The following is a 509-nucleotide window of genomic DNA, read 5'->3' on the forward strand; positions in this document are numbered from 1 at the left end:
ACGTTGACGTGGCCCGCGTTCACGCTCAGGCTGCCCACCTCCAGCTGGTTGTAGTGGGCGGTCTCGGCGCTGCTGCCTTGGTCGCGGGACTTGCCGAGCATCTCGTCGCCGCTGGAGCTGGTGTGCGCCAGGTATTGCGTAGTGGTGACCAGGTTCAGGTTCAGCGTACCGTCTGTGCCCGCGTCCAGGCTAAGCTTGCCGGGGGTCTTTGCCTGTACACCGGCCAGGGTGATGTTGCCGTTGGTTCCCGTGTCACCCGTGGCCTTGATGTCGATGTTCTGCGCGCTCAGCGTGGTGGCCGCCAGCGTGGTGTCTTGCTGGTCCTGGGTACCTTTGGTCTTGGGGTTGATGCCCGTGACGTGCGGACCGATGCTGAGACCGCCATGGCTGCTGCTGTTTTGTTCGCTGGCACTGCTGGCGTTCAGGCCCGATTGCAAGTTCACATCCGCCCCCTGCAGCGTCAAAGTCTGGCCGGCGCTGAGGTTGGAGGCGTAGACCACCAGCTGGTT

The 509-nt window shown here is 63.9% G+C and carries 1 protein-coding gene; it reads right to left on the reverse strand.

What is annotated here, in order from left to right; all coding sequences use genetic code 11:
• Positions 1-509 (reverse strand): hypothetical protein (locus AC07R0_RS25730; protein ID WP_495107036.1); only part of this gene is annotated, 509 nt, incomplete at both ends.

This window comes from Rhodoferax sp. GW821-FHT07F03 (genome assembly GCF_059418745.1).